At 67.5% G+C, this 22,949-nt stretch carries 18 protein-coding genes; 13 read left to right on the top strand and 5 right to left on the bottom strand.

Going from position 1 to position 22,949, the window contains the following annotated elements:
- Positions 1–91: 91 nt before the first annotated feature.
- Entirely contained in the window at positions 92–1,813 is a 1,722-nt protein-coding gene (gene ggt / locus AK36_RS05900; RefSeq protein ID WP_045578080.1) for a gamma-glutamyltransferase, read from the bottom strand.
- Between the two features lie 442 nt (positions 1,814–2,255).
- Between ggt and AK36_RS05905 the strand changes: the two genes are divergently transcribed.
- Complete coding sequence (locus AK36_RS05905) at positions 2,256–2,780, top strand: metal-dependent hydrolase (protein WP_011882032.1); 525 nt, start codon at positions 2,256–2,258, stop codon at positions 2,778–2,780.
- Here the strand turns inward: AK36_RS05905 and AK36_RS34195 are convergent.
- On the bottom strand, positions 2,713–3,198 hold the full coding sequence (locus AK36_RS34195; RefSeq protein WP_144410627.1) for a hypothetical protein: 486 nt from the start codon (positions 3,196–3,198) through the stop codon (positions 2,713–2,715). The genes AK36_RS05905 and AK36_RS34195 overlap by 68 nt on opposite strands.
- 126 nt (positions 3,199–3,324) lie before the next feature.
- Between AK36_RS34195 and AK36_RS05915 the strand changes: the two genes are divergently transcribed.
- Both AK36_RS05915 and AK36_RS05920 read left to right on the top strand, forming a co-directional pair.
- On the top strand, positions 3,325–7,842 hold the full coding sequence (locus AK36_RS05915; RefSeq protein WP_045578081.1) for a DEAD/DEAH box helicase: 4,518 nt from the start codon (positions 3,325–3,327) through the stop codon (positions 7,840–7,842).
- A 131-nt stretch (positions 7,843–7,973) separates the two neighbouring features.
- Positions 7,974–9,248 (top strand): APC family permease, encoded by a 1,275-nt coding sequence (locus tag AK36_RS05920; protein WP_034193867.1) that lies wholly within the window; start codon positions 7,974–7,976, stop codon positions 9,246–9,248.
- A 221-nt stretch (positions 9,249–9,469) separates the two neighbouring features.
- Here the strand turns inward: AK36_RS05920 and pcaQ are convergent, their stop codons facing one another.
- Entirely contained in the window at positions 9,470–10,456 is a 987-nt protein-coding gene (pcaQ, locus tag AK36_RS05925; protein WP_011882029.1) for a pca operon transcription factor PcaQ, read from the bottom strand.
- A gap of 78 nt (positions 10,457–10,534) precedes the next feature.
- Positions 10,535–11,272, bottom strand: coding sequence for a helix-turn-helix domain-containing protein (locus tag AK36_RS05930; RefSeq protein ID WP_011882028.1), 738 nt, complete (start codon positions 11,270–11,272; stop codon positions 10,535–10,537).
- Between the two features lie 120 nt (positions 11,273–11,392).
- Here AK36_RS05930 and AK36_RS05935 point away from each other — a divergent pair, with 120 nt between their 5' ends.
- The 7 genes from AK36_RS05935 to AK36_RS05965 all read left to right on the top strand — a co-directional run bounded on the left by AK36_RS05935 (position 11,393) and on the right by AK36_RS05965 (position 18,868).
- Entirely contained in the window at positions 11,393–11,956 is a 564-nt protein-coding gene (locus tag AK36_RS05935; protein WP_045578082.1) for a YiiX/YebB-like N1pC/P60 family cysteine hydrolase, read from the top strand.
- A gap of 287 nt (positions 11,957–12,243) precedes the next feature.
- Positions 12,244–12,951 carry a protocatechuate 3,4-dioxygenase subunit beta gene (gene pcaH, locus AK36_RS05940; protein ID WP_014725036.1) on the top strand — a complete coding sequence of 236 codons (708 nt, stop codon included), beginning with the start codon at positions 12,244–12,246 and terminating at the stop codon, positions 12,949–12,951.
- Between the two features lie 3 nt (positions 12,952–12,954).
- Positions 12,955–13,548 (top strand): protocatechuate 3,4-dioxygenase subunit alpha, encoded by a 594-nt coding sequence (gene pcaG / locus AK36_RS05945; protein WP_011882025.1) that lies wholly within the window; start codon positions 12,955–12,957, stop codon positions 13,546–13,548.
- Positions 13,549–14,128: 580 nt separating this feature from the next.
- Positions 14,129–15,070, top strand: a complete 942-nt coding sequence (gene bla, locus AK36_RS05950) for a class A beta-lactamase (protein WP_224383346.1) — start codon at positions 14,129–14,131, stop codon at positions 15,068–15,070.
- Positions 15,067–16,269, top strand: coding sequence for an acyltransferase family protein (locus tag AK36_RS05955; RefSeq protein ID WP_045578442.1), 1,203 nt, complete (start codon positions 15,067–15,069; stop codon positions 16,267–16,269). Before bla ends, AK36_RS05955 begins: the two co-directional genes overlap by 4 nt.
- Before the next feature lie 427 nt (positions 16,270–16,696).
- The gene (locus AK36_RS05960) at positions 16,697–18,016 is read left to right on the top strand and encodes an NAD(P)/FAD-dependent oxidoreductase (protein WP_045578084.1); all 1,320 of its coding nucleotides are present in this window, start codon (positions 16,697–16,699) and stop codon (positions 18,014–18,016) included.
- A 9-nt stretch (positions 18,017–18,025) separates the two neighbouring features.
- Positions 18,026–18,868: a VOC family protein gene (locus tag AK36_RS05965; protein ID WP_011882021.1), complete on the top strand. Its 843-nt coding sequence runs from the start codon at positions 18,026–18,028 to the stop codon at positions 18,866–18,868.
- 67 nt (positions 18,869–18,935) lie between these two features.
- On the opposite strand, the gene AK36_RS05970 is transcribed toward AK36_RS05965, so the two are convergent.
- Entirely contained in the window at positions 18,936–19,895 is a 960-nt protein-coding gene (locus tag AK36_RS05970; protein ID WP_014725042.1) for a LysR family transcriptional regulator, read from the bottom strand.
- A 119-nt stretch (positions 19,896–20,014) separates the two neighbouring features.
- Between AK36_RS05970 and AK36_RS05975 the strand changes: the two genes are divergently transcribed.
- The 3 genes from AK36_RS05975 (at position 20,015) to AK36_RS05985 (ending at position 22,365) form a co-directional block, all read left to right on the top strand.
- Positions 20,015–21,226 (top strand): MFS transporter, encoded by a 1,212-nt coding sequence (locus AK36_RS05975; RefSeq protein ID WP_045578443.1) that lies wholly within the window; start codon positions 20,015–20,017, stop codon positions 21,224–21,226.
- Between the two features lie 261 nt (positions 21,227–21,487).
- Positions 21,488–21,916, top strand: a complete 429-nt coding sequence (locus AK36_RS05980) for an ester cyclase (RefSeq protein WP_045578085.1) — start codon at positions 21,488–21,490, stop codon at positions 21,914–21,916.
- Positions 21,913–22,365, top strand: coding sequence for a MarR family winged helix-turn-helix transcriptional regulator (locus AK36_RS05985; protein ID WP_045578086.1), 453 nt, complete (start codon positions 21,913–21,915; stop codon positions 22,363–22,365). The genes AK36_RS05980 and AK36_RS05985 overlap by 4 nt, the downstream gene beginning before the upstream one ends.
- Positions 22,366–22,949: the final 584 nt, after the last annotated feature.

A 22,949-nucleotide genomic window follows, 5' to 3' on the forward strand; every position in this document is an offset into this window, starting at 1 on the left:
AATTGACGCAAGCAAACGCTTCCATTATCCCAGCGTCGCGCGTCAAATTGATGAAAAAGGGGCCGGTCCGCCGGCGGACCGGCCCGCGCCGTCAGCGGATGATGCGCGTGACGCCGCGCCCGCGCGGGTCGGCCATCGCTTCGGGCGTCCTGCCGTCGATCTTGATCACCTGGATGTCGCCGCTGAAATCCTGCCCCTTCAGCGTATAGCCGCGCGCTTCGAGCTGTGCCGCCAGTTCGCCTTCGATCGGGCGATACGGCTCCCAGTAGATCGTATTCGGCGGCAGCAGCTGATGATGAAAGCGCATCGCGGCCACCGCGTCCTTCAGCGGCATCCTGAAGTCGTAGATGTTGTTGATCACCTGGAAGATCGACGTGAAGATCCGCGAGCCGCCCGGCGTGCCGATCACGAGCGACACCTTGCCGTTCTTCGTCATGATCGTCGGCGACATCGACGACAGCGGGCGCTTGTTCGGCTCGATCGCATTCGCGTCGCTGCCGACCACGCCGAACATGTTCGCGACGCCGGGCTTCGCGGAGAAGTCGTCCATCTCGTCGTTCAGCACGATGCCGGTGCCGTCGGCGATCACGCCCGAACCGAAATAGCCGTTGATCGTGTACGTGTTCGACACCGCGTTGCCCCACTTGTCGACGACCGAGAAGTGGGTCGTCTCGGCCTTCTCCGGCATCGACGTGCCGAGGCCCGGCTGGACGCTCTTCGTATCGCTGATCCGCGACGGGTTCACCTCGGCCGCGCGCTTCGCGAGATACGCGTCGTCGATCAACCGCGCGATGGGCACCTTGTAGAAGTCGGGATCGCCGAGATACTGCGCGCGATCGGCGAACACGCGCTTCTCGATTTCGGCGACGAGGTGGATGTACTGCGGCGAGTTGAGCTTCACGCCGGCGAAGTCCTGCTTCAGGTCGGCCTTCATCTTCAGCAGCTGCACGAGGCCGATGCCGCCCGAGCTCGGCGGCGGCGCGGTGATCACGTCGTAGCCGTTCCATTTCGCCTGCACCGGCTGGCGCCACACCGCGCGGTATCGCGCGAGATCCTCGGTCGTGATGAGCCCGTTGCCGTCGCCCGTCTTCATCGACGCGGCGATCAGCTCGGCCGTCTTGCCCTTGTAGAAGCCGTTCGCGCCGTCGTTCGCGATGCGTGCGAGCACGTCGGCGAGATCGGGCTGCTTGAAGTTCTCGCCGGCCTTCATCGTCGAGAAGTACTTGTCGAAGTTGGTCTTGCCGCCGAACTCCTTCGATGCGTCGACGCCGCGCTGCGCGAGCTGCTCGTCGACGACGAAGCCGTCGCGCGCATAGTGGATCGCCGGCGCGAGCACCTGCTTCCATTTGAGCTTGCCGAAGCGCTTCTGCGCTTCCCACATGCCGGCCACGGTGCCCGGCACGCCGGCCGCGCGCGGGCCGTAGAGGCTCATGCCCTCGACGACGTTGCCGCTCTTGTCGAGGTACATGTCCTTGGTGGCGGCGAGCGGCGCGCGCTCGCGGTAGTCGATGAAGTACGGCTTGCCGTCCTTGTAGATCGTCATGAAGCCGCCGCCGCCGATGTTGCCGGCCTCGGGATACGTGACGGCGAGCGTGAAGGCGATCGCCACGGCCGCGTCGATCGCATTGCCGCCTTCCTTGAAGATCTGCTCCGCAGCGTCCGCGCTGTACTTGTCGGCCACCGCCACCGCCGAGCTCGTCAGCAGCGCCGGCTGGGGCGCCTTCGCCCAGGCCGGCGCGGCCGGCACGAAGCCGAGGCCCGCTGCCGTTACCAGCACCACGGCGGATGATTTGAACCGGTTCAGCGTAGTCATTGGATGTTCCCCATGTTGAGTTGCGGGGGCCGGGATCAGGCCCTGATCCGCTTATAGCCGCAGCCGCGGCGACGCCGATATGTCGATTTCGTAGTCGAGAGGGGAATATGCAGGAAGAAGTCGTCGGTGGCTACGGATTGCGATGGGCTGTGTGGGGTTGGGTACATGTTGGCGGGGCGGTGAGCGTGAAGTGTGGGGGCGGGTCGGGGCGCGGTGGGCGAGTGCCGTTTGCCGTTTGCCGTTTGCCGTTTGCCGTCTGCCGAGTGCCGTCTGCCGAGTGCCGTCTGCCGAGTGCCGTCTGCCGAGTGCCGTCTGCCGAGTGCAAAAAATCCGCGCGCGAATCGCCCGCTACGCGGGCCGATCTGCGAAGATAGCGCCCCGCTTTCGCGTGCGATCCCGCCCGCCCGGATCGCACGCTTCACGTTTTTTCGTTTCGTCTCGTATGGCATCACACAATGCGCATCATGCGTCGGGATTCGCAGCCGGCGTCGCCGCCGCCGTTCTCGTCGTGCAAACCGGCGCCAGCGGCCCTTGGCATGCGGGCCTGTTCGCCGCATTCGCGGCCGGCGTCGTCGGCGGCACCGCGCCCGACTGGCTCGAAGTCGCGTGGTGGACGCGCAAGCGCCGCCTGTGGATCACGCACCGCACCATCACGCACTGGGGCATCGCCTGGGTTGCGCTGCTTGCGCTCGGCTGGCACGGCCTCACCCATCGTCCGCATCCGCTGTGGGCCGCGCCGCTGTTCGGCTTCGCGTGCGGCGGCGTGATGCATCTGCTCGCCGACTGGCCCAATCCGCTCGGCGTGCCGTGGATCTGGCGGCGTCACTCGCTGAATCTCTGGAAGAGCGGCCACTGCGATCTGCTCGTCGTCGCAGCCGCATGGGGCGGCACGCTTTGGCTCACGCAGTCGCTGTGGACGCGCACGCCCTTGCTCGAGCACTGGCTCGGCTGGTTGCAGCGCGTGTAGGCGCGTTCGGCGCGTCGGTCTCGTCGGTCTCGTCGGTCTCGTCGGTCTCGTCGGTCTCGTCGGTCTCGTCGGTCTCGTCGGTCTCCTCGGTCTCCTCGGTCTCCTCGGTCTCCTCGGTCGCGTCGGTCGCGTCGGTCGCGTCGGTCGCATCGGTCGCATCGGTCGCATCGGTCGCATCGGTCGCATCGGTCGCATCGGTCGCATCGGTCGAATCGGTCGAATCGGTCGAATCGGTCGAATCGGTCTCGTCGGTCTCATTGGCCGCACGAGCCGCACGTGCACCCGCAAGCAGCTCGCCCGGCCGGCCGCTCCCAGCGCCATTCACACAACAACACAGCCTCCCCCAACCACCCGCCCCCCGTAACCAACCGGCGCCATCCCCGCGCGCGCCTATTGAAACCCCGCGCGCGCACCTCATCTGCATTCCTGAAGCGCGCGTTCGCCGCGCGGCCCACGCCCGACACGCGCACGCGACGTCTGGCACACTGACGATGCGCGTCGCCGTTCGCGCGCCCGCTCGCTCGCACCCCATTTCAACGCACCGATGGACGTCACCGCCACCCGCCCCGCCCAAGCGCTCGACGCGTTCCACCCGGCCGTCGCCGCGTGGTTCCGCCGCACGTTCGCCGCGCCGACCGGCGCGCAGGCGCTCGCGTGGCCGCACATCAAGGCGGGCCGCTCGACGCTGGTCGCCGCGCCGACCGGCTCGGGCAAGACGCTCACCGCGTTCCTGTGCGCGCTCGACGATCTCGTGCGCGACGCGCTCGCCCACGATGGCGCGCTGCCCGACGCGACGCTCGTCGTCTACGTGTCGCCGCTGAAGGCGCTGTCGAACGACATCCACGTGAACCTCGACGCGCCGCTCGCCGGCATCGCCGAGTCACTCGCCCGCCTCGGCCTGCCGGTGCCGGCGATCCGCACCGCGGTGCGCACCGGCGACACCACGCAGTCCGAGCGCGCCGCGCTGCGCAAACGCGCGCCGCACATCCTCGTGACGACGCCGGAGTCGCTGTACGTGCTGCTGTCGTCGACGTCCGGGCGGCAGATGCTGTCGAGCGTGCGTTCGGTGATCGTCGACGAGATCCACGCGCTCGCGTCGTCCAAGCGCGGCAGCCATCTCGCGCTGTCGCTCGAGCGCCTCGACGCGCTGACGGGCCGCGCGCTGCCGCGCATCGGGCTGTCGGCCACGCAAAAGCCGATCGAGGCGGTCGCGCGCTTCCTGGTCGGCGGCCCGGCCGACGCGCCGCGCGACTGCACGATCGTCGATACTGGCCACACGCGCGAACGCGACCTCGCGCTCGAACTGCCGAACGTGCCGCTCGAACCGGTGATGGCGACCGACGTGTGGGACCAGGTGTACGACCGCATCGCCGCGCTCGCGGCCGCGCATCGCACGACGCTCGTGTTCGTGAACACGCGGCGCACCGCCGAACGCATGGCGCGCCATCTCGCGGAGCGTCTCGGCAAGGACGCGATCGCCGCGCATCACGGCAGTCTCGCGAAGGAACACCGCTTCGAGGCCGAACAGCGGCTGAAGCGCGGCGAGCTGAAGCTGCTGGTCGCGACCGCGTCGCTCGAACTGGGCATCGACATCGGCGACGTCGATCTCGTCTGCCAGGTCGGCTCGCCGCGCGGCATCGCGCCGTTCCTGCAACGCGTCGGCCGCTCGGGCCACCACGTCGGCGGCGTGCCGAAGGGCCGCCTGTTTCCGCTGTCGCGCGACGAGCTGGTCGAATGCGCGGCGCTGCTCGACTGCGTGCGGCGCGGCGAGCTCGACACGCTGCGCATTCCCGAAGCGCCGCTCGACGTGCTCGCCCAGCAGATCGTCGCCGAGGTCGCCTGCACGCCGTGGCAGGAAGATGCGTTGTACGCGGCCTTCACGCGCGCGGCGCCCTATGCGCGCCTGTCGCGCGAGCGCTTCGACGACGTGCTCAAGATGCTCGCCGAAGGCTTCACGAGCCGGCGCGGCGTGCGCGGCGCGTATCTGCATCGCGACGTGGTCGGCGGCACGGTGCGCGGCCGCCGCAACGCGATGATGACCGCGACGACGTCGGGCGGCACGATCCCCGACATGGCCGACTACGCCGTGCTGCTGGAACCGCAGGGCATCCAGGTCGGCACCGTCAACGAGGATTTCGCGGTCGAGAGCCTGGCCGGCGACGTGTTCCAGCTCGGCAATCAGTCGTACCGGATCATTCGCGTCGAGACGGGCCGCGTGCGCGTCGAGGATGCGCGCGGCCAGCCGCCGAGCATTCCGTTCTGGCTCGGCGAAGCGCCGGGACGCAGCGACGAGCTGTCGGCAGCGGTCGGCCGGCTGCGCGCGCGGCTCGACGGGTTGCTCGCCGAAGGCGACCGGCTCGTGCAGGCCGGCGAGCGCGAGCCCGCGCGGATCGATCGGCCGCGCGGCGCGAGTGCGGGCGCGGGCGCGAACGGCGCAGCGGCCAAGTCGAAATCGAAGTCGAAGCCGATCGAAGCGTCGCGCAGCAATGCGACAGACACCGCCCTCGCCGCCGCGGAAAGCCGTCTCGCGCCGGCGCTGCGCTGGCTCGTCGACGAGCTTCGGCTATCGCCCGAAGCGGCGCGCCAGATCGTCGATTACCTCGCACGCACGCGCGCGGCGCTGGGCGCGCTGCCGACCCAGCACACGCTCGTGATGGAGCGTTTCTTCGACGAGTCGGGCGGCACGCAGCTGGTGATCCATTCGCCGTTCGGCAGCCGCATCAACCGCGCGTGGGGGCTCGCGCTGCGCAAGCGCTTCTGCCGCAGCTTCAACTTCGAACTGCAGGCGGCCGCGACCGACGACGCGATCGTCCTGTCGCTGTCGCTCGCGCACAGCTTCGCGCTCGACGAAGTGTGGCGCTACCTGCGCTCCGCCAGCGCCGAGCATGTGCTGGTGCAGGCCCTCCTCGACGCGCCGCTGTTCGGCGTGCGCTGGCGCTGGAATGCGACGACCTCGCTCGCGCTGCCGCGCTTCACCGGCGGCCGGCGCACCGCGCCGCAACTGCAGCGGATGAAGAGCGACGATCTGCTCGCGACCGTGTTCCCCGATCAGGCCGCCTGCCTCGAGAACGTCGTCGGCGAACGCGAGATCCCGCATCATCCGCTCGTCGACCAGACGCTCGACGATTGCCTGCACGACGCGATGGACACCGACGGTTGGCTCGCGCTGCTGCGCCGGATCGAAAGCGGCGAAATCGAGCTGATCGCGCGCGACCTGCCCGCGCCGTCGCCGCTCGCGGCCGAGATCCTGAACGCGAAGCCGTATGCGTTCCTCGACGATGCGCCGCTCGAGGAGCGCCGCACGCAGGCCGTGCAGTCGCGCCGCTGGAGCGACCCCGAATCCGCCGACGATCTCGGCGCGCTCGACGCCGATGCGATCGCCGCGGTGCGCGACGAAGCGTGGCCGCTCGCACGCGACGCGCATGAAATGCACGATGCGCTGCTCACGCTCGCGTGCGTCGCCGACAGCGAGGCGAACGCGCACGACGGCTGGCCCGCATGGCTCGCGGCGCTCGCCGAACACCGTCGCGCGACGCGCTGCGTCACGCCCGACGGCCAGGTGCTGTGGGTGCCGGTCGAACGTCTGGTGTGCATGCGCGCGCTGCATCCCGACGCACGTTTCAGCCCCGCGCTGAAGGTGCCCGCGGCGTGCGCGCAGCCGTGGGAAGCGGACGCGGCGCTCGTCGACGTGATCCGTGCGCGGCTCACCGGCTTCGGGCCGCTGACGGTCGGCGCGATCGCCGAGCCGCTCGGCCTGCCACCCGCGTCGGTCGAGACGGCGCTCGCCGCGCTGGAGCGCGAGGGCTACGTGATGCGCGGCCGCTTCACGCCCGGCGCGACGAACGACGAATGGTGCGAACGCCACCTGCTCGCCCGGATTCATCGCTATACGGTCAAGCGCTTGCGCCGCGAGATCGAGCCGGTCGAGCGCGCGGATTTCATGCGGTTCCTGTTGCACTGGCAGCACCTGACGCCCGACACGCGCGGCACGGGCCGCGACGCGCTCGCGGCCGTCGTCGAGCAGCTCGAAGGATACGAGGCGGCGGCCGGCGCCTGGGAAGACGCGCTGCTGCCTGCGCGCCTGACCGACTACACGGCCGGCGGCCTCGACGAGCTGTGCCGCTCGGGCAAGCTCGTGTGGACGCGCATCGGCGCACCGGCACGCGCGGCCGGCACGCCGGTGAAGACCACGCCGGTCGTGCTGCTGCCGCGCCGCCACCTGCGCGCATGGCAGGCGCTGCGCGACCCCGACGCGCAACCGGCGTTGTCCGCGCGCGCGACGCAGGTACGCGACGCGCTCGTCGCCCATGGCGCGATGTTCTTCGACGCGCTGCTCGACGAGTTGCACATGCTCCCCGTCGAGCTCGAGCAGGCGCTCGGCGAGCTGGTGTCTGCCGGCCTCGTGAATGCGGACAGCTTCGCCGGGCTGCGCGCGCTGCTGAAGCCGGCGGTCAAGCGCAGCGCGACGTATGCGCCGCGCACGCGGCGCGGCGGCGCATTGATCGGCGGGATGGACGATGCGGGCCGCTGGGCGCTCGTGCAGCGCGGCGCGGTGCCGGACGATGCCCCGGCGCCCGCGCCGAAGCGCGGCGCAACGGCGACCGATCCCGATGCGCTCGAGCACATCGTGTGGACGCTGCTGCGCCGCTATGGCGTGGTGTTCTGGCGGCTGCTCGAGCGCGAGGCCGACTGGCTGCCGAGCTGGCGCGAGCTCGTGCGCGTGCTGCAACGGCTCGAGGCGCGCGGCGAGATTCGCGGCGGCCGCTTCGTCGCCGGCATCGCGGGCGAGCAGTTCGCGCTGCCGGAAGCGATCCCGGTCCTGCGTGAAGTGCGCCGGCAGCCGGGCGACGGGCAGTACGTGTGCGTGACCGGCGTCGACCCGCTGAACCTTGCCGGCACGCTGCTGCCCGGCGACAAGGTGCCGGCGCTCGCCGGCAATCGCGTGCTGTTCCGCGACGGCGTGCCGATCGCGTCGCTCGTCTCGGGCACGTTCCACTACGCGGCCGACCTGATGCCCGCCGCGCGCGAGGATGCGCGGCTGCGGCTCGCGCGCCGCCACTGACACAGGCTGACACGCCGCAGACCGCGGACTACTGAACGCCGCGCCGTTTCGCCATGCCGGTTCGGGTAGCATCGAACGACTCGACGCGCGCCCGACCGCGCGCATCCCACGCGTTCCGGAGACTGCCTTTCATGCCCTCGCATGCCGATTCGCCTGCCGTCCATCACGCAGGCTCGTTGACGATTTTCCAGGGCGCCGCGCTGTATATCGGCGCGGTGCTCGGCACCGGCGTCATTGCGTTGCCGGCGCTCGCCGCCGAGGTCGCCGGGCCGGCCTCGCTGCTCGCGTGGGCGGCGCTCGTCGTGCTGTCCGGGCCGCTGGCGGCGACCTTCGCCGCACTCGGCGCGCGCTATCCCGACGCGGGCGGCGTGTCCACCTACGCGCGCCGCGCGTTCGGGCCGAAGGCCGCGGCGATCGTCGGCTGGTGTTTCTATTTCGCGGTGCCGGCCGGCGCACCGGCCGCCGCGATGTTCGGCGGCGCATACGTGGCGGCCGTGATCGGCGGCGGGCATACGACCGTCGTGGTCACGGCCGCCGCGCTGATCGCCGCCGTATCGGCCGCGAATGCGTTCGGCGTCACGGTGTCGGGCCGCATGCAGCTCGTGTTGTCGGCGTTGCTCGTCACGCTGTTGCTCGCCGCCGTGCTCGCGTCCGCGCCGCATGCGCGCCCGGAGAACCTGCAGCCGTTCGCGCCGCACGGCTGGCTCGCGGTCGGTCAGGCCGCGGCGCTGCTGGTGTGGAGCTTCGCGGGCTGGGAGGCGATCACGCACCTCGCCGCCGAATTCCGCCGGCCGGCGCACGACATGCCGCGCTCGGCCGGCATCGCCGTCGTGGTGGTCGGGTTCCTGTATCTGTCGGTCGCCGCGGCCAGCGTGACGGTGCTCGGCCCGTCGGCCGGCGCGTCGGGCGCGCCGCTCGCGGAACTGATCGCGCGCGGCATCGGCGGCCATGCGCAGGTGCTGGCCGCGGCCGCGGCGCTGCTGCTCACGCTCGGGACGATGAACGCGTATTTCGCCGGCGCGGCGAAGCTCGGGGCCGCGCTCGGGCGCGACGGCGCACTGCCCGCGTGGCTCGCGCAAGGCAGTCAGGTGGGCGGCGTGCCGCGCCGCAGCCTCGGCGTGATCGCGGCGCTGGCCGCCGCCGCGCTGGCCGCGACCGCGTTCTCCGACGTCGGGCCGAAACCGCTCGTGCTCGTCACGTCGGGCTGCTTCGTGATGGTGTACGGGCTCGGCGCCGCCGCCGCGCTGAAGCTGCTGCCACGTGCGAGCGCCGCGTATCGCTGCGCGTGGGTTTCGCTGATCGCCGTGGCCGGGCTGTTTCTGACGACCGGTTGGTATTTGTTCTTCCCGTTGCTGCTGGCGGGCGCGGCGCTGCTTTATCTGCGGCTCGCGCGACGGCGCGCGTGACCGGCGCACTAACGTGCACTAACGCGCATTCGTGCGCGAGGCGCGGCAGCGTGCCGCGTTGCGTCGCCGCACGGCGCGTCGCCGATCGAATCTGTCGGCGCAACGAATCACCCCGATGACGTGAGGCCGGCGCTGAAGCCGCTGCCGGCGCCAGCCGCATCGCCGACCGAACGCTTCGCCGCGAACGACGACACCCGGCACCGCGCACCGGCCAGCCCAACTCAGCGCTCGCGGCGCCCCGGCTTGCGTGCAGCGCGCGGCGCGCGGCTCGCCTGCACGTCGCGCAACCGTGTGCGAGCGATCTCGCGCAGCGCGTCGATCAGCGTCCGGGCCACGGGCGACGGCTGAGCATCGGTGCGCAGCACGAGCCCGACCGGTTCGTCGGCACCGGCCGACGGCAACGGCAAGCGCGCGAGCGTACCGGCCGCGAGATCATATTCGGCCGCGTAGAGCGGCACGAACCACACCGCGTCGTTCTCGAGCGCAAGCGCGCGCGCGACCGACACCGACAACACCTCGATGAACGAATCGAGCGGCGGCGCGCCGCATGCGCCGAGCACCTGCTCGGCCGACTGGCGGATCAGCGTGCCGAACGGCGGCAGCACGACCGGATAGCGCGCCAGTTCGGCGGCCGGCGCGGCGCTGGCGAGCAGCGGATGGCCGGCGCGCACGACCGCGACCAGCGGCTCGTTGTACAACTGCTCGAAGGCGAGCCCGATCATCCGCTCGGGCTCCGACAGACGCCCGATCGCGCATTCGATCGCCCCCGCCTTCAACCGCTCCAGCAGCTCGGCATTCGCGGCCGTCGCGATCCGCACGACGACGCGCGGCCAGCGCGCGGCCAACGCCTTCATCAACGCGGGCGCGAGCGATGCGGCAACCGTCGGCAGCATGCCGATTTCGAGCGTCGCCGCAGCAGCCCCGCCCTCGCGCGCGAGCAGCCCGACGCCCTGCCGCAGCGCGAGCACGCACGCGTTCGCATGCGGGATGAACAGTTGCGCTTCGCGGGTCGGTTGCGCGCCGTGCCGCCCACGCTCGAACAGCTTCACGCCGAGGATCGCCTCCAGTTCGGCGATCGTCTTCGACACGGCCGGCTGCGTGATCGACAGACTTTCGGCCGCCTTCTGCACGCCGCCCAGTTGCGCGACCGCGAGAAAACACTGCAGGTGCCGGAATTTGACGCGGCCGTCCGCGATACGGTTATTCATAACGGGCAGTTATACGAATGACGATGTAGCGCCATTTTGCATAACTTTCCGGAAAGACCCAAGCGCGCCGCTGCGGCGTTACCCGTGACGCCGCAGCGCGTGGAAACCGGTCGGCTCCCAGATGCGCTTCGCGATCAGCAGGCCCGTTCCGCGCTTCTGCCCGAGCGGCGCCGACGACGACTCCGCGTGCAGCGCCGCCGCCTTGCTGCCGAGCCGCCGCAGTTCCTGCTCGAGTTCCGCCGCGGCCGCGTCGGTCAGCATCCCCTGCGAGAACATCATCGTCTCGCCCGGCCCGTCGAAGCGGCTGCCGAGAAAATCGTCGAGCACGTGCGCGTGGAAATACCGGCGAATCGGCCCACCCGGCAGCCAGTCGAAATCGCGGGCGACGCGCACGCGGATGCGGTCGCCCGGCAGCAGCGCGATCACGTTCATCCGGTCGAGCATCAGCAGGTACTTCACGCATTCGGCGTGCGTCAGGCAGTAGGCCGACACGATGTCCTGCACGGTCCAGTAATTGACCGCGCAGACGGCGACCAGCAGCAGCTTCTCGTCCGAGACCAGCAGCGCCTCCTGCTGCTCGGTCAGCACCCGCAGGCGCGGCGCGGACGCCGACGCCTCCTGCACCAGCTCGGCCAGCGTATAGCCGAGCAGTTGCGCGATCTCCACGACGCGCTCCAGCGTGAAGCGGCCGCTCGCGAACAGGCGCTTCACGCTCGTCTCGGACACGTCGAGCGCACGCGCGACGTCGCGATAGGTCATTCCATGCGCCTTCAACAGGCGCTTCAACGTGTGGATGAGTTGGGCGGTTTCGGTCATTCCAGTATCGAAAAATGATGCTCCAGGTCGGATATTAGGCTACCGACGCATCCGCGTGAGCACTTTGGGTTACTCATCTGCATAATCCGCTCCGTGCTGTCACCCACCGACGGAGCCGCGATGAACACCCGCACCGACGCCCCTGCCTTCGAGCCGCATCACCCCGCGCTGCGCGCGGCGCGCGACACCGAGCGCATGCTGCCGCTCGCCACGCTGCGCACGCTGGCGGCCGGCGCGCACGTCGGCGATCTGCTGTTCATCCGCGCGCCGTCCCGCAAGCCGGGCGACGCGGCCGACCACGGCGGCTCGTGGGCCGACCGGTTCGGCATCGTCGTCGATACGTCCGGCGACGAGCCGCTGATCGCCGAACCCGCCTGGGCGCGTACGAAGCTCACGCCGCTGTCGCGTTTCGTCGCCCGGGCCGACGGCGGCCGCATCGCACTGGCGCGCCGCGTCGCGGCCGCGACTGCCGACGCGCAGCGCAGCGTGCACGCGCTGGCCGAACAGCGGATCGATGCGCTGCTCGGCGGCCACTTCAGCTTGCTGGCGGGACGCGGGTTCTGCGCCAACTACGTCGCCGACGTGATCGGCGTCGACCGTGCCGCGACGGCCGCCGCGCTGCTGCGCAGCGGCCGGCTGTCGGTCGAGTTCGACGGGATCGTGTTCGATCCCGCCCGCCCGTAACGACGAACCGCGCGGCGCGCGGGGAGACCTTCGAACAACAACAAGAAGAACCGACAAAAAGCAGCGACGGGCGGGCTGGAGGGCCGTGCACGGAGTCGTCACCGACGATGCGACGCCCGATCGCTTTCTCCGCCGGACGGATCTTCTGTCCGGCGGATTTTTCATTGGGCGGCCGACCATAACTCCCGGTTATGCAATTCGCGAAAAAAGGTCATTTTTCATAACTTTCCGGATTGGCTAAAGTCCTGCCATCCACTCACGCGAAATAACCCAACAGGAGACGCCCGATGGATTCCCCCACGATTCTCACGCCGCGCGACTGGCCGTCGCATCCCGCGTATGTCCATCCCGACTACCGTTCGTCGGTCAAGCGCGGCCCGACGCGCCCGATGATCCCGCTGAAGGAGCGGCTGCGCGACCAGTACGCGCCCGTCTACGGCGCGGAAGATCTCGGCCCGCTCGACCACGACCTGACGAAGAACGCGGTGAAGAACGGCGAGCCGCTCGGCGAGCGCATCGTCGTCACGGGCCGCGTGCTCGACGAGGGCGGCAAACCGGTGCGCAACACGCTCGTCGAAGTGTGGCAGGCGAACGCGGCCGGCCGCTACGTGCACAAGGTCGACCAGCACGACGCGCCGCTCGATCCGAACTTCCTCGGCGCGGGCCGCTGCATGACCGACGCCGAAGGCCGCTACCGCTTCCTGACGATCAAGCCCGGCGCCTATCCGTGGGGCAACCATCCGAACGCGTGGCGTCCGAATCACATCCACTTCTCGCTGTTCGGCGACTACTTCGGCTCGCGCCTCGTCACGCAGATGTACTTCCCCGGCGACCCGCTGCTCGCGTACGACCCGATCTTCCAGGGCACGCCGGAGGCCGCGCGCGATCGCCTGATCTCGCGCTTCTCGCTCGACACCACCGAAGAAGGCCATGCGCTCGGCTACGAATTCGACATCGTGCTGCGCGGCCGTGACGCTACCCCGATGGAGCGCTGAACCATGACGACGCTGAAGCAAACCCCTTCGCAAACCGTCGGCCCGTACTTCGCGTACGGCCTGTGCCCGCAGCAATACGGTTACGACCTGAAGAGCCTGTTCACGCCGACGATCGCCGCACCGCATGCCGACGGCGAGCACGTGCTGCTGGTCGGGCAGGTGTTCGACGGCGACGGCAACGTCGTCAGCGACGCGATGCTCGAATTCACGCAGGTGGACGGCGCCGGCCGCTTTCCGGCATCGCGCGACGACGTCGCGAAGTCCGGCTTCACGGGCTTCGCGCGGGTCGGCACGGGCACCGATGCGCAGCACCGCTTCGTCGTCGAGACGGTGAAGCCCGGCCGCATCGCCGCCGACGAAGCACCGCACATCAACGTGACGGTGATGATGCGCGGGATCCTCACGCATGCGTTCACGCGCGTGTATTTCGACGACGAAGCCGCGGCGAACGCGGCCGATCCGGTGCTCAACCTGGTGCCCGCCGAGCGTCGCGCGACGCTGGTGGCGAAGCGCGACGCGCAGCCGGGGCGCCCGGTCGTGTATCGGTTCGACGTCCGCATGCAGGGGCCGGACGAAACCGTGTTCTTCGACGTGTAATTGCGCCGGCCGGTATCGGCCGGTCGATCACACCGGACCGCCGGGTCGACGCGCCGCCAGCAGGCGCGTCGTCCGGCGGTTTCGTTTTTCTCGCGAGCTTCGATGCCGTGTCGCAACATCCACGACCGGCGTGGGCGGATGCGCGCCCGTTCGGCGAATTCTGAACATGTATCAAACATGCGCTTGAAACGCATGCTGCACGAGCACATCGATTTCCTCAGACACGCGATATCGTTTGCGTGTTGTGCGGCGTATGCTTTCTTATCGCAAGCGAAGTGCCGCGATTGAATCGGGCCGCGCAGCAATTGCCCGAGCGATGCGTGATTTAAGCGGCGGCTCATTCGCGCGGTTTTTCTGACCGAGTGCCTTTACACGCGCCTGTCCCATACCCGGCAGGCGCTTTTTTTGTTCTTCGAGGCCGTAATCGATGCCCGTGTGTCGCAGCGCAGCGAGAGACCCAAGCGGCTCGAACGTGCCGTGCAAACAGCGCCTCTGCTCTGCGAAAATCCCCCGACGTACGGCGACGATGTACTCGAAGCGCGCGCGGTCATCGGCCGTCGCGACGTGATACTCGATTCGCGTGACACGCTTCGACGTGTCGAGCGTGTCTCCTCCTGTTCCTTGCCCTAACCCACCGGACCCGACCGTGCCCCACTCGCTCCTGCGCAGAAAACTACTGATCGGATTACCGCTGCTCGCCGGCACGTGCATGGCTCCCGCGCTGCGCGCAGCCGAAGAATCGCCGCTTGCCGAAATCGAGCGCAGAAGCGGCGGCCGCCTCGGCGTGTTCGCGATCGATACCGGCTCGGGACGCACGCTCGGCCATCGCGCCGACGAACGTTTCCTGATGTGCAGCACGTTCAAGGGACTGCTCGCCGCGCAGATCCTGGCACGCGTCGACAGCGGCTCGGAGCGGCTAGATCGCCTCGTCCACTACACGGAAAAGGACCTGATTTTCACGTCGCCGGTGACGAAGGCCAACGTCGCTCAGGGTGCGATGTCGATCGAGGCGCTCTGCCGCGCGGTTTTGGTGGAGAGCGACAACACGGCCGCGATCCTGCTGGTGCGCAGCGCCGGCGGCCCTGCGGCGCTGACGCGCTTCGTTCGCGGCCTCGGCGATACCGTGACGCGCTCCGACCGCTACGAGCCCGACTCGAACCGCTATCACGGCGTGCTCGACACCACCACGCCGAAGGCCATCGCCGCCACGGCGCAGCGCCTGCTGCTCGGCGACGTGCTCAGCGCCGGCTCGCGCGCGCGACTGGAGCGCGGCATGACCGACTGCAAGCCGGGGCTCAACCGGATTCGCGCCGTGTTGCCCGCCGGTTGGCAAGCCGCCGACCGGCCCGGCACCAGCGTCGACCGCGAGACGAACGACTACGCGCTAGTCCGTCCGCCCGGGCGCGCGCCGTTGCTCGTCGCCGTCTACTACGACGCGCCGGGTGTCAGCATGGACGCACGCGAGGCCGTGTTGCGCGAGGCCGGCTCGGCATTCGTGCAGTGGGCGACGAACGCGGGATGAACGGCGCCGACATGCGAAACCGGAAGATCGATTTCCTGCGGGGCTTTTCGATCCTGCTCGTGCTGTTTCACCATTTCAATATCGCTTACCGGCTCGACGACACTGCGCTGTCGCACGTATTCGGCTGGAATGCGGTGCGTGCCGTTGCGCGAAACGGCAACTACGGCGTCACGATGTTCTTCGTGATCTCCGGCTATCTGATCACGACGAACGCGATGCGGCGCTGGTCCGAACTCGGCCACGTCGATCTCGGAACGTTCTATGCGCTGCGCATCGCCCGCATCGTCCCCTGCCTCTTGCTGTTGTTGGCCATCGTCAACGCGCTGGCGCTGGCCGGCATCACGATCTTTCAGAATCATTCGCCGGCCGGCACGCCGGTTTCGTTCTGGCTGGTGAATCTCGCGTCGTTGACGTTCTGGATGAACGTGCTGGTCGGCTCTCACGGCTGGACCAACTATGCGCTCGGCGTGTTGTGGTCGCTTTCGGTCGAGGAAGTGTTTTATCTGTCGTTCCCGCTGCTGTGCGTCGCGCTTCGCCGGGAGGCGCGGCTCGTGGCGTTCTGGCTGCCGTGCATCGTCGCCGGCCCCGCCTATCGTTTCTTCCACCAAGGCGACGAGGGCGACTATCTCTATGCGTATCTCGCCTGCTTCGATGCCATCGCCATCGGTTGCTGCGCGGCATTGCTCGCACGCAAAGTCAAATGGCACGGCCGCGCGCAGACCATGTTCACGGGGTTGACGGCCGCGGGCATGGCGCTCGTCTACCTGTCCTGGCCGATCGGGCAAAGCAACGTGCTCGGCGTGACCGCCATTGCCTTCGGCACGGCGGTTCTGTTGCTGTCCGCGAATTGCGCAGCCGGCACGTCGCTGCGGCCCGCGCGCGTGTCCGCGCTCATCGAAGCGCTCGGCAAGCTCAGCTACGAGCTTTATCTGTTCCACCTTATCGTGCTCGGCTTGCTGAGGACCAGTTATCCGCCGTCGCATGTCACCGGCGACGAGAAATTGGCGCTTCTCGTCGGCTATCTGCTCCTTTCCGTCGGCCTGGGCGCAACCATTGCGCGCAACTACGCCGAGCCGTCGAACCGCATCGTCCGGAAGTGGCTGACGCCGAGACGTGCCAATCGGCAAGCGAACGCTCCGCGCCGAATCGGCGCGACGTCGAACCTCCCCGATCTGGATTCGCGCGAGCGGCTCGAATGAGCCGCCGCGGCGTCCGCAAGTTCGCCGGGCTTCCGCGCGCCGCTCGGCATCGTGTACCGCGCCTGCGTTAGATAGAAAAAATATCTCCAAATCATCGGAATCAAAAAAGATAGGGAAATTGGCTTCTCCTTGCCGGACGATATGATTCCCCAATCGCACGCACTACCCGATATGTGGGAAGCAGTCGCGCGCCGCAAGCGAGCCTTCGTCGACCGGCTCGCGCGGTGCCCGCTCTGAACGGAAAGGACACGCATGGCCCTCGACGCAAGACAACCTTCGATGCAAGCCCGTCTCAGTCATGGCGGACGGCATCCCGGCCGTTTGCCAGGCACGCTCGGCCAACCCTCGGCGAACCTCACCCGCACGTTTTCTTCAACGACACCTATTCATGCAAACGCACCGGACCATTCCGGACGGGGAATCTGCCATGCCTGACGCGAGCCTCGACCCAAGCCGCCTGCCTCCATCGCTGTGGGCGGCCACCGCCGCGCCCGCCGCTGCAACTGCGCCGCTGCCGAGCGGCACGTACTTCGCGGACCTGCTCGTCATAGGCGCCGGCTTCACGGGCCTGAGCGCCGCGCTGCATGCGGCCGAGCGCGGCGCCCGGGTGGTCGTGCTGGAGGCAGCGGAGATCGGCTGGGGCGCGTCGGGCCGCAACAACGGACAGGTGATCCCGGCCATGACGCGCGCGGATCCTGACGCGATCGTTGCCGAGTACGGCGCGGACAAGGGCGAAACGCTCGTCTCGCTGATCGGCGAATCTGCGAACACCGTGTTCGAGCTCGCACGCCGGCACCGGATCGACTGCGCGGCCGTGCAGGCTGGATGGATGCAGCCCGCACATCGCGCGAGCCGCCTCGCGCTTGCGCGCTCGCGCGTCGAGCAATGGCGGCGTCGCGGCGTCGAAGTGGAGTTGCTGGATCGCGATCGCACCGCCGAATTGACCGGCTCGTCGTTCTGGCACGGCGGCTGGCAGAACCCGACCGGCGGGCACGTGAATCCGCTTGCGTTCGTCCGCGGACTGGCGCGCGCCGCGCAGGACGCGGGCGCGTGCATCCATACGCACACGCCCGTGTCGTCGCTGACGCGACAGGGCACGCACTGGGTGGCCGCGCACGGCGACGCGGCGGTGCACGCCAGCCGGGTCGTGATTGCCACGCACAGTTACAGCGGCCACTCCACGCGCGCGCCGTGGCCCGGCATTGCGAAGGCGCTGCTGCCGATGCGCTCGTATCAGATGGCCACCCAGCCGCTACCGGCCGATCTGCGCGCCTCGATCCTGCCGCTCGATCACGCCATGTCCGATACGCAGTCGGATCTCCACTTCGCCCGCTTCGATCGCGACGGGCGACTCGTGACCGGCGGCGCGCTCGTCATGCCGATGGGTTATGAGCGCCGGCTGCCGCAGCGCATCGGTGCGCGCGTGCGGCGGATGTTTCCGCAGCTGAACGACGTGCCGCTTCGTTTCGAATATCTGTGGCATGGCGACTTCGCCGTCACGCGGGACCGGATGCCTCGCTTCGTGAAACTGGATGACGGTCTGTACACGTGGTTCGGCTGCAATGGTCGCGGCGTCGCATTGTCGACCGCGGTCGGCCCCGAGCTTGCGGAAGTGGCGCTGACGGGCGACGAGCGCGCGTCGCGGCTGCCGTTTTCCACGTTGCGGACGATCGCCGCCCATGCGCTCGTCAGGCGTGTTGCGATCGGCGCGATGCTCTATTACCGCTGGAAAGATCACCGAGATTAGGAACCTGCCATGACACAGCATCTTTCGGGAATCGACCATTTCGTCATCGCGGTGCGCGACCTCGATGCCGCGCGCGACGACTTTGCGCGGATGGGATTCGCACTCACGCCGCGCGGTTATCACACCATGGGCTCCGAGAATCATTGCGCGATGTTCGACGGCTGCTACCTCGAACTGCTGACGGTTCGCCGGCCGCATCCCGTCACGGCATTCTTCTCCGACTTTCTCGAACACGGCGACGGAGCGGCTGCGATGGTGGTCGCGACCGACAGCGCGGACGCGCTGTATCGCGACTGGCACGCGGCGGGCGTACCGGCCGAGCCGCCGGTGGCGTTTTCGCGGCCCGTCGCGACGCGCAACGGCACCGGCGATGCGAGCTTCCGCATCACGCAGGTCGACGTCGCCTATACGCCGGGCGGCCGCGTGTTCGCTTGCGAACATCTGACGCCGGAACTCGTCTACCCGCCCGGTGGCGCGCTGCATCCGAACGGCGTAACGAGCCTTGCGGGGATAACGATTGCCGTCGACGCTGCCGCGCTCGAGATGACCGTCGATCGCTACGAACGCGTGCTCGCAGCGAGCGCGACGCGCCTGGACGATGCGAGCTATCTGATCCGCTGCGGGAAGGTCGAGGTTCGTATCGACGGCGCAGCGCGCGCAGAGGCGCTGCGCGCCGGACCGCACTTCACCGAGCTCGCGTTCACGGTGCAGTCTCTCGATCGGCTTGCCGATGTGCTGGGCGGTGCCGGCGTCGAGATGCGGCGAAGCGAACGCGGTGTGGTGGTCGAGGGAGCGGTTTCGCACGGGGCGATGCTGCGCTTCGTCGAATGCGCGAGCGTGGGGCGGTTTTGAATGAGGCGGAGCGCGGGTGGGCCCGCGCCGGGCGTACAACCGGCGCACAGCACTCGCGCGACGGCAATCAGTCCGCGTTTTCCGACACGGATGGCGACGGGAGCCCGGCCAGGATGCCGTCAGATATCGCACGTTGGAAGCGCTCGACCAGGAAGTCCAGTAGCACTCTCACCCGCGGCGTCATATAGCGATTCCGGTTCAACACGGCATAAATGCCGGGTTCGCTTTCGATCCAGTCCGGCAGAACGACCTGGAGTTTGCCGGCGCGAATATCCGCTGCGGCGTCCCAGATCGTTTTTCGAGCGATGCCATATCCGGCCAGTGTCCACGCGCGAGCCAACGCGCCGTCATTGGTTTCCCACGCATTTTCCATTGCCACGGTGTGATTGCAACGCTTGCCTTCCGACACCAGGCGAAACTCGTTCAGTGGCCCTGCAGCCGTAACCAGAACGACGAACTCATGCGCAACCAGATCGGCCGGAACGAGCGGCGTGCCGCATTTGGCCAGATAGTCGGGGGACGCACATAGCACTCGCCAGTTCGGTGCAAGCCGGCGTGCAATCAGTGAGGGGGTGTTCGGCCGGCCAAATCGGATCGCGAGATCGACCTCGTCTTGCAGCAAATCCGATACCGAGTCGGTAAGGTCGAGTGCGATTTTGAGCTCGGGCTGCGTGCGGACGAAGGCTTCCAGCCAGGAGTTCAGCAGATGGCGACCGAAATCGGCCGATGCCGAGATCCGGACTTTGCCCCGCGCTATGCCCCGGCTCGCAGTGAGAGCAGCCTCGCCATCCTCGATGGCCCTCAATGCAATGCTGCAGTGATGGTGATATAGCCGCCCCTCTTCGGTCAGGCGTAGTTGCCTCGTATTGCGGTCGAATAGCCGCGTCGATAGTGCCGCTTCCAATTTGGCGAGCCGTGCGCTCGCTGCTGCTGGGGAAAATCCCAGCTTCCGGCCGGCGGCCGACAAATTGCCCAGTGCCGCCGCTTCCACGAACAAACGCATATCACCCAGTCGATCAGTTGCCATTCTTCATCCAGATTTGAGATGTATTCAAACGGGCGGCCAATTATCAAATCCGTATTTACCAAGCAGACTGCCACTTCGCAAGCCCGGATGCAGGCAAGCGAGGAAACATGGAGAGAAAGATGGATGAAGATTGCGGTGTAGCGGCCATTGGTATTGGATGCGCGGCGACGGTAAATCGTCTCCCGATGGCAGCGTTGCTCGCGTTGACGATGGCCAGCTTCATCGCCACGGCAAACGAAGCCGTACCGGCCGGCTTGCTTCCGGAGATTGCACGAGGGTTTCATGTGAGCGAAGCGTGGGCCGGGCAATTGGTGACGTGCTGCGCGCTCGGCTCCGGTGTAGCGGCCATCCCGCTGACCGCAGCCGTGCGCAGGTGGCAGCGCCGGCATGTCCTGCTACTGGTGCTCGGCGTCTTTGCGGCTTGCAATGCGATCACCGCAGTGTCGTCGAACTACATGCTGACGCTGGCGACGCGCTTTGCCGTGGGACTCGCCACCGGGCTCGCGTGGAGCCTTTTGGCGTCTTACGCGCGGCGCATGGTTCCCCCGGCGATGCAGGGACGCGCACTCGCGGTGGCGATGATCGGCATCCCTTTGGCGTTGTCGGTCGGTGTGCCGTTAAGCGTGTGGCTCGGCAGTATGGTCGGCTGGCGCAGCATCTTCGGCATCATATCCGGAATGTCGCTCGCGCTGATGGCCCTGGTGTGCTGGAAGGTTCCCGACTATCCCGGCGAGATGGCGGGCCAGCGTCTGCCGATGCGGCGAGTTCTCGCTATCCCGGGCGTGCGGTCCGTGCTGTTCGTGGTCAGCGCGTGGATTCTTCCGCACTACATTCTCTACACCTACATTGCGCCGTTCCTCGCATCCGTCGGACTCACCCGCGACATGGATTCGGTGCTGTTGCTGTTTGGTATCTCCGCCATGCTCGGGATTTGGGTAATCGGTGCTCTCGTTGACGGATCGCTGCGTCTGCTGGTGCTGGCTGGACTGGCGGCCTTCGCGATGGTTTCGCTGATATTCGGGCTGGGCGTCACGTCACCCGCGGTTATCTGGGTCGGCGTGGTGATATGGGGCTTCAGTTTCGGCGGTGCGCCGACACTTCTTCAAACTGCCCTGGCCGATGCAGCCGGCGATGGCGCCGACGTTGCGCAATCCGCGCTGGTGACGGTGTTCAATCTCTCGTTTGCTGGCAGTGGGATCATCGGTGGCGTATTACTTGAAACGACTGGTGTCGTTGCATTTCCGTGGGTGGTCTCGTCGCTGCTTGCGATTGGGCTGTTCACGGCATGGCGAGCGAAGACCCACGGCTTTCCGTCCGGGAAGCGCCGGTGAACGGACCGGGTGCCTCGTCAATGGCAACAGATTGAATGCGTTGATGTGCGCGACCGCTTGATTACGGCGAGCATCCCGATATGCGCGCTTTCGGCACCAGGCGGCGTAGCAAGTCCTCGTTCATATCGAATAGATCGAACGCCCGGGTCGGGCACCTACCGAGCCGGGCACTCATTCGGTTGAAATATACAGCCTTGCTGTATATTATTCGTTCACCCCTTCGGCCGGGGCGAACGAATTTCCGAACAATTGAGGACAAGCATGAACAGCAACGATCCCAAAGCTGTCGTCGAGCAGTTCAACTACGAAGTGATCCGGGACGGCAATCGAGCCTGCTTCGAAGCGCTCATGGCGCCCGACTTCGTCAACTGGTCCGCGCCGAATGAGGCGAGCCGAGGTGCCGAAGCGATGTGGGCAACGTTTGCGTCCGTGCTTCGGCCGGCCATTGCCGACATGGAGATCCACATTCACGAACAACTATGCGACGGTGACAAAGTCACGACGCGGAAGTCGATCACCGGCAAACATGTCGGGCCACTGCTGGGCGTCGACGCGACTGGCGACGACATTTCGATCGACGTCATCGATATCGTCCGCATTCGGGACGGGCAATATGTCGAGCATTGGGGCGTCAATACGCTTGCCGCCGTCGTTGCGCGACTTCGCGAACGCGCGGTGCAGCCGAAATGAGTCGGATCTCCAGGAATGCCTCTAGCGACCGCGCCGCTGAAGCCGCGGCGTTGGGCGAAGCGATTCGCGATGTCGTCAGCCGTCTGGTCAAGGTCGTTCGCGAGCAAAGCGGTACGCAATCGAACGCGCAGAACGAGACGCTTGCGCTACTCGAACGCTGCGGCCCGGTGAGTATCGCGACACTCGCCGTGCGCAGAGCCGTGACCCATCAGACCATGCGGCTGATCGTGCAGAAACTGGTCGAACAAGGGCTGGTGACCTTGACGGTAGACAATGAAGATCGCCGCGCCTGGGTCGTGGATCTGACCGATACGGGGCGTGCACAGACTGCGCAGGCGCGAGATGCACGTTCGCAATGGCTTACCGAGCAACTGCTGACGAAGACGAGCCGCGAAGAACGCGCGGTGTTGGAGGCCGCGGTTCGAACGCTCAACAAGCTGATCGACTGAATCGGGCTCGCTCCATCCCTGTTGCGGATGATGACCACGGGGCTGGGTGAAGTGCAAAGGGAGACGGCAGCAGTTTGCTGATCCAGACCCCGCATAGCAACTCTGCGGTGGACGATACTTGCACCGCCGTCCGAAATCCGCCGAGGCACGGGCCGGTGCAGACCCCGTGGCGCTTGGCGGACGAAAATCTTCGAAGATGGCATCCCGGATTCCCGCACCACGCAAACCGAGCGTTCTGATGCTCGGCGTCCGTACACGTAAACGTATGCCGCAGCAATACAGCAGCCTGTAAAGGAGCTGCACGACCTGACGGTAGGAACAATCCAGCGGCGAGCATCAAGATGTAAGAATTTAGGCGTAGTCTTGCCAACCTGGATCGTTTTCAGGATAGCTAGTTCCATGCCGGACAGAGCACATGACCGTTTTCACGACAACCGGAACGATCTTTTGACCGACGCTAGTCCCATCAGGAGCGTGTTCGACACCTCCACACGTCAAAATTTTTCGGCTGCACTGATCGACCACTGCCTGAGTCGATCATTCTCCCACCCGGTCTGCTGCTCATGACCGGACTGGCCGCATTC

This window comes from Burkholderia vietnamiensis LMG 10929 (assembly GCF_000959445.1).
GTDB classification, from domain to species: domain Bacteria; phylum Pseudomonadota; class Gammaproteobacteria; order Burkholderiales; family Burkholderiaceae; genus Burkholderia; species Burkholderia vietnamiensis.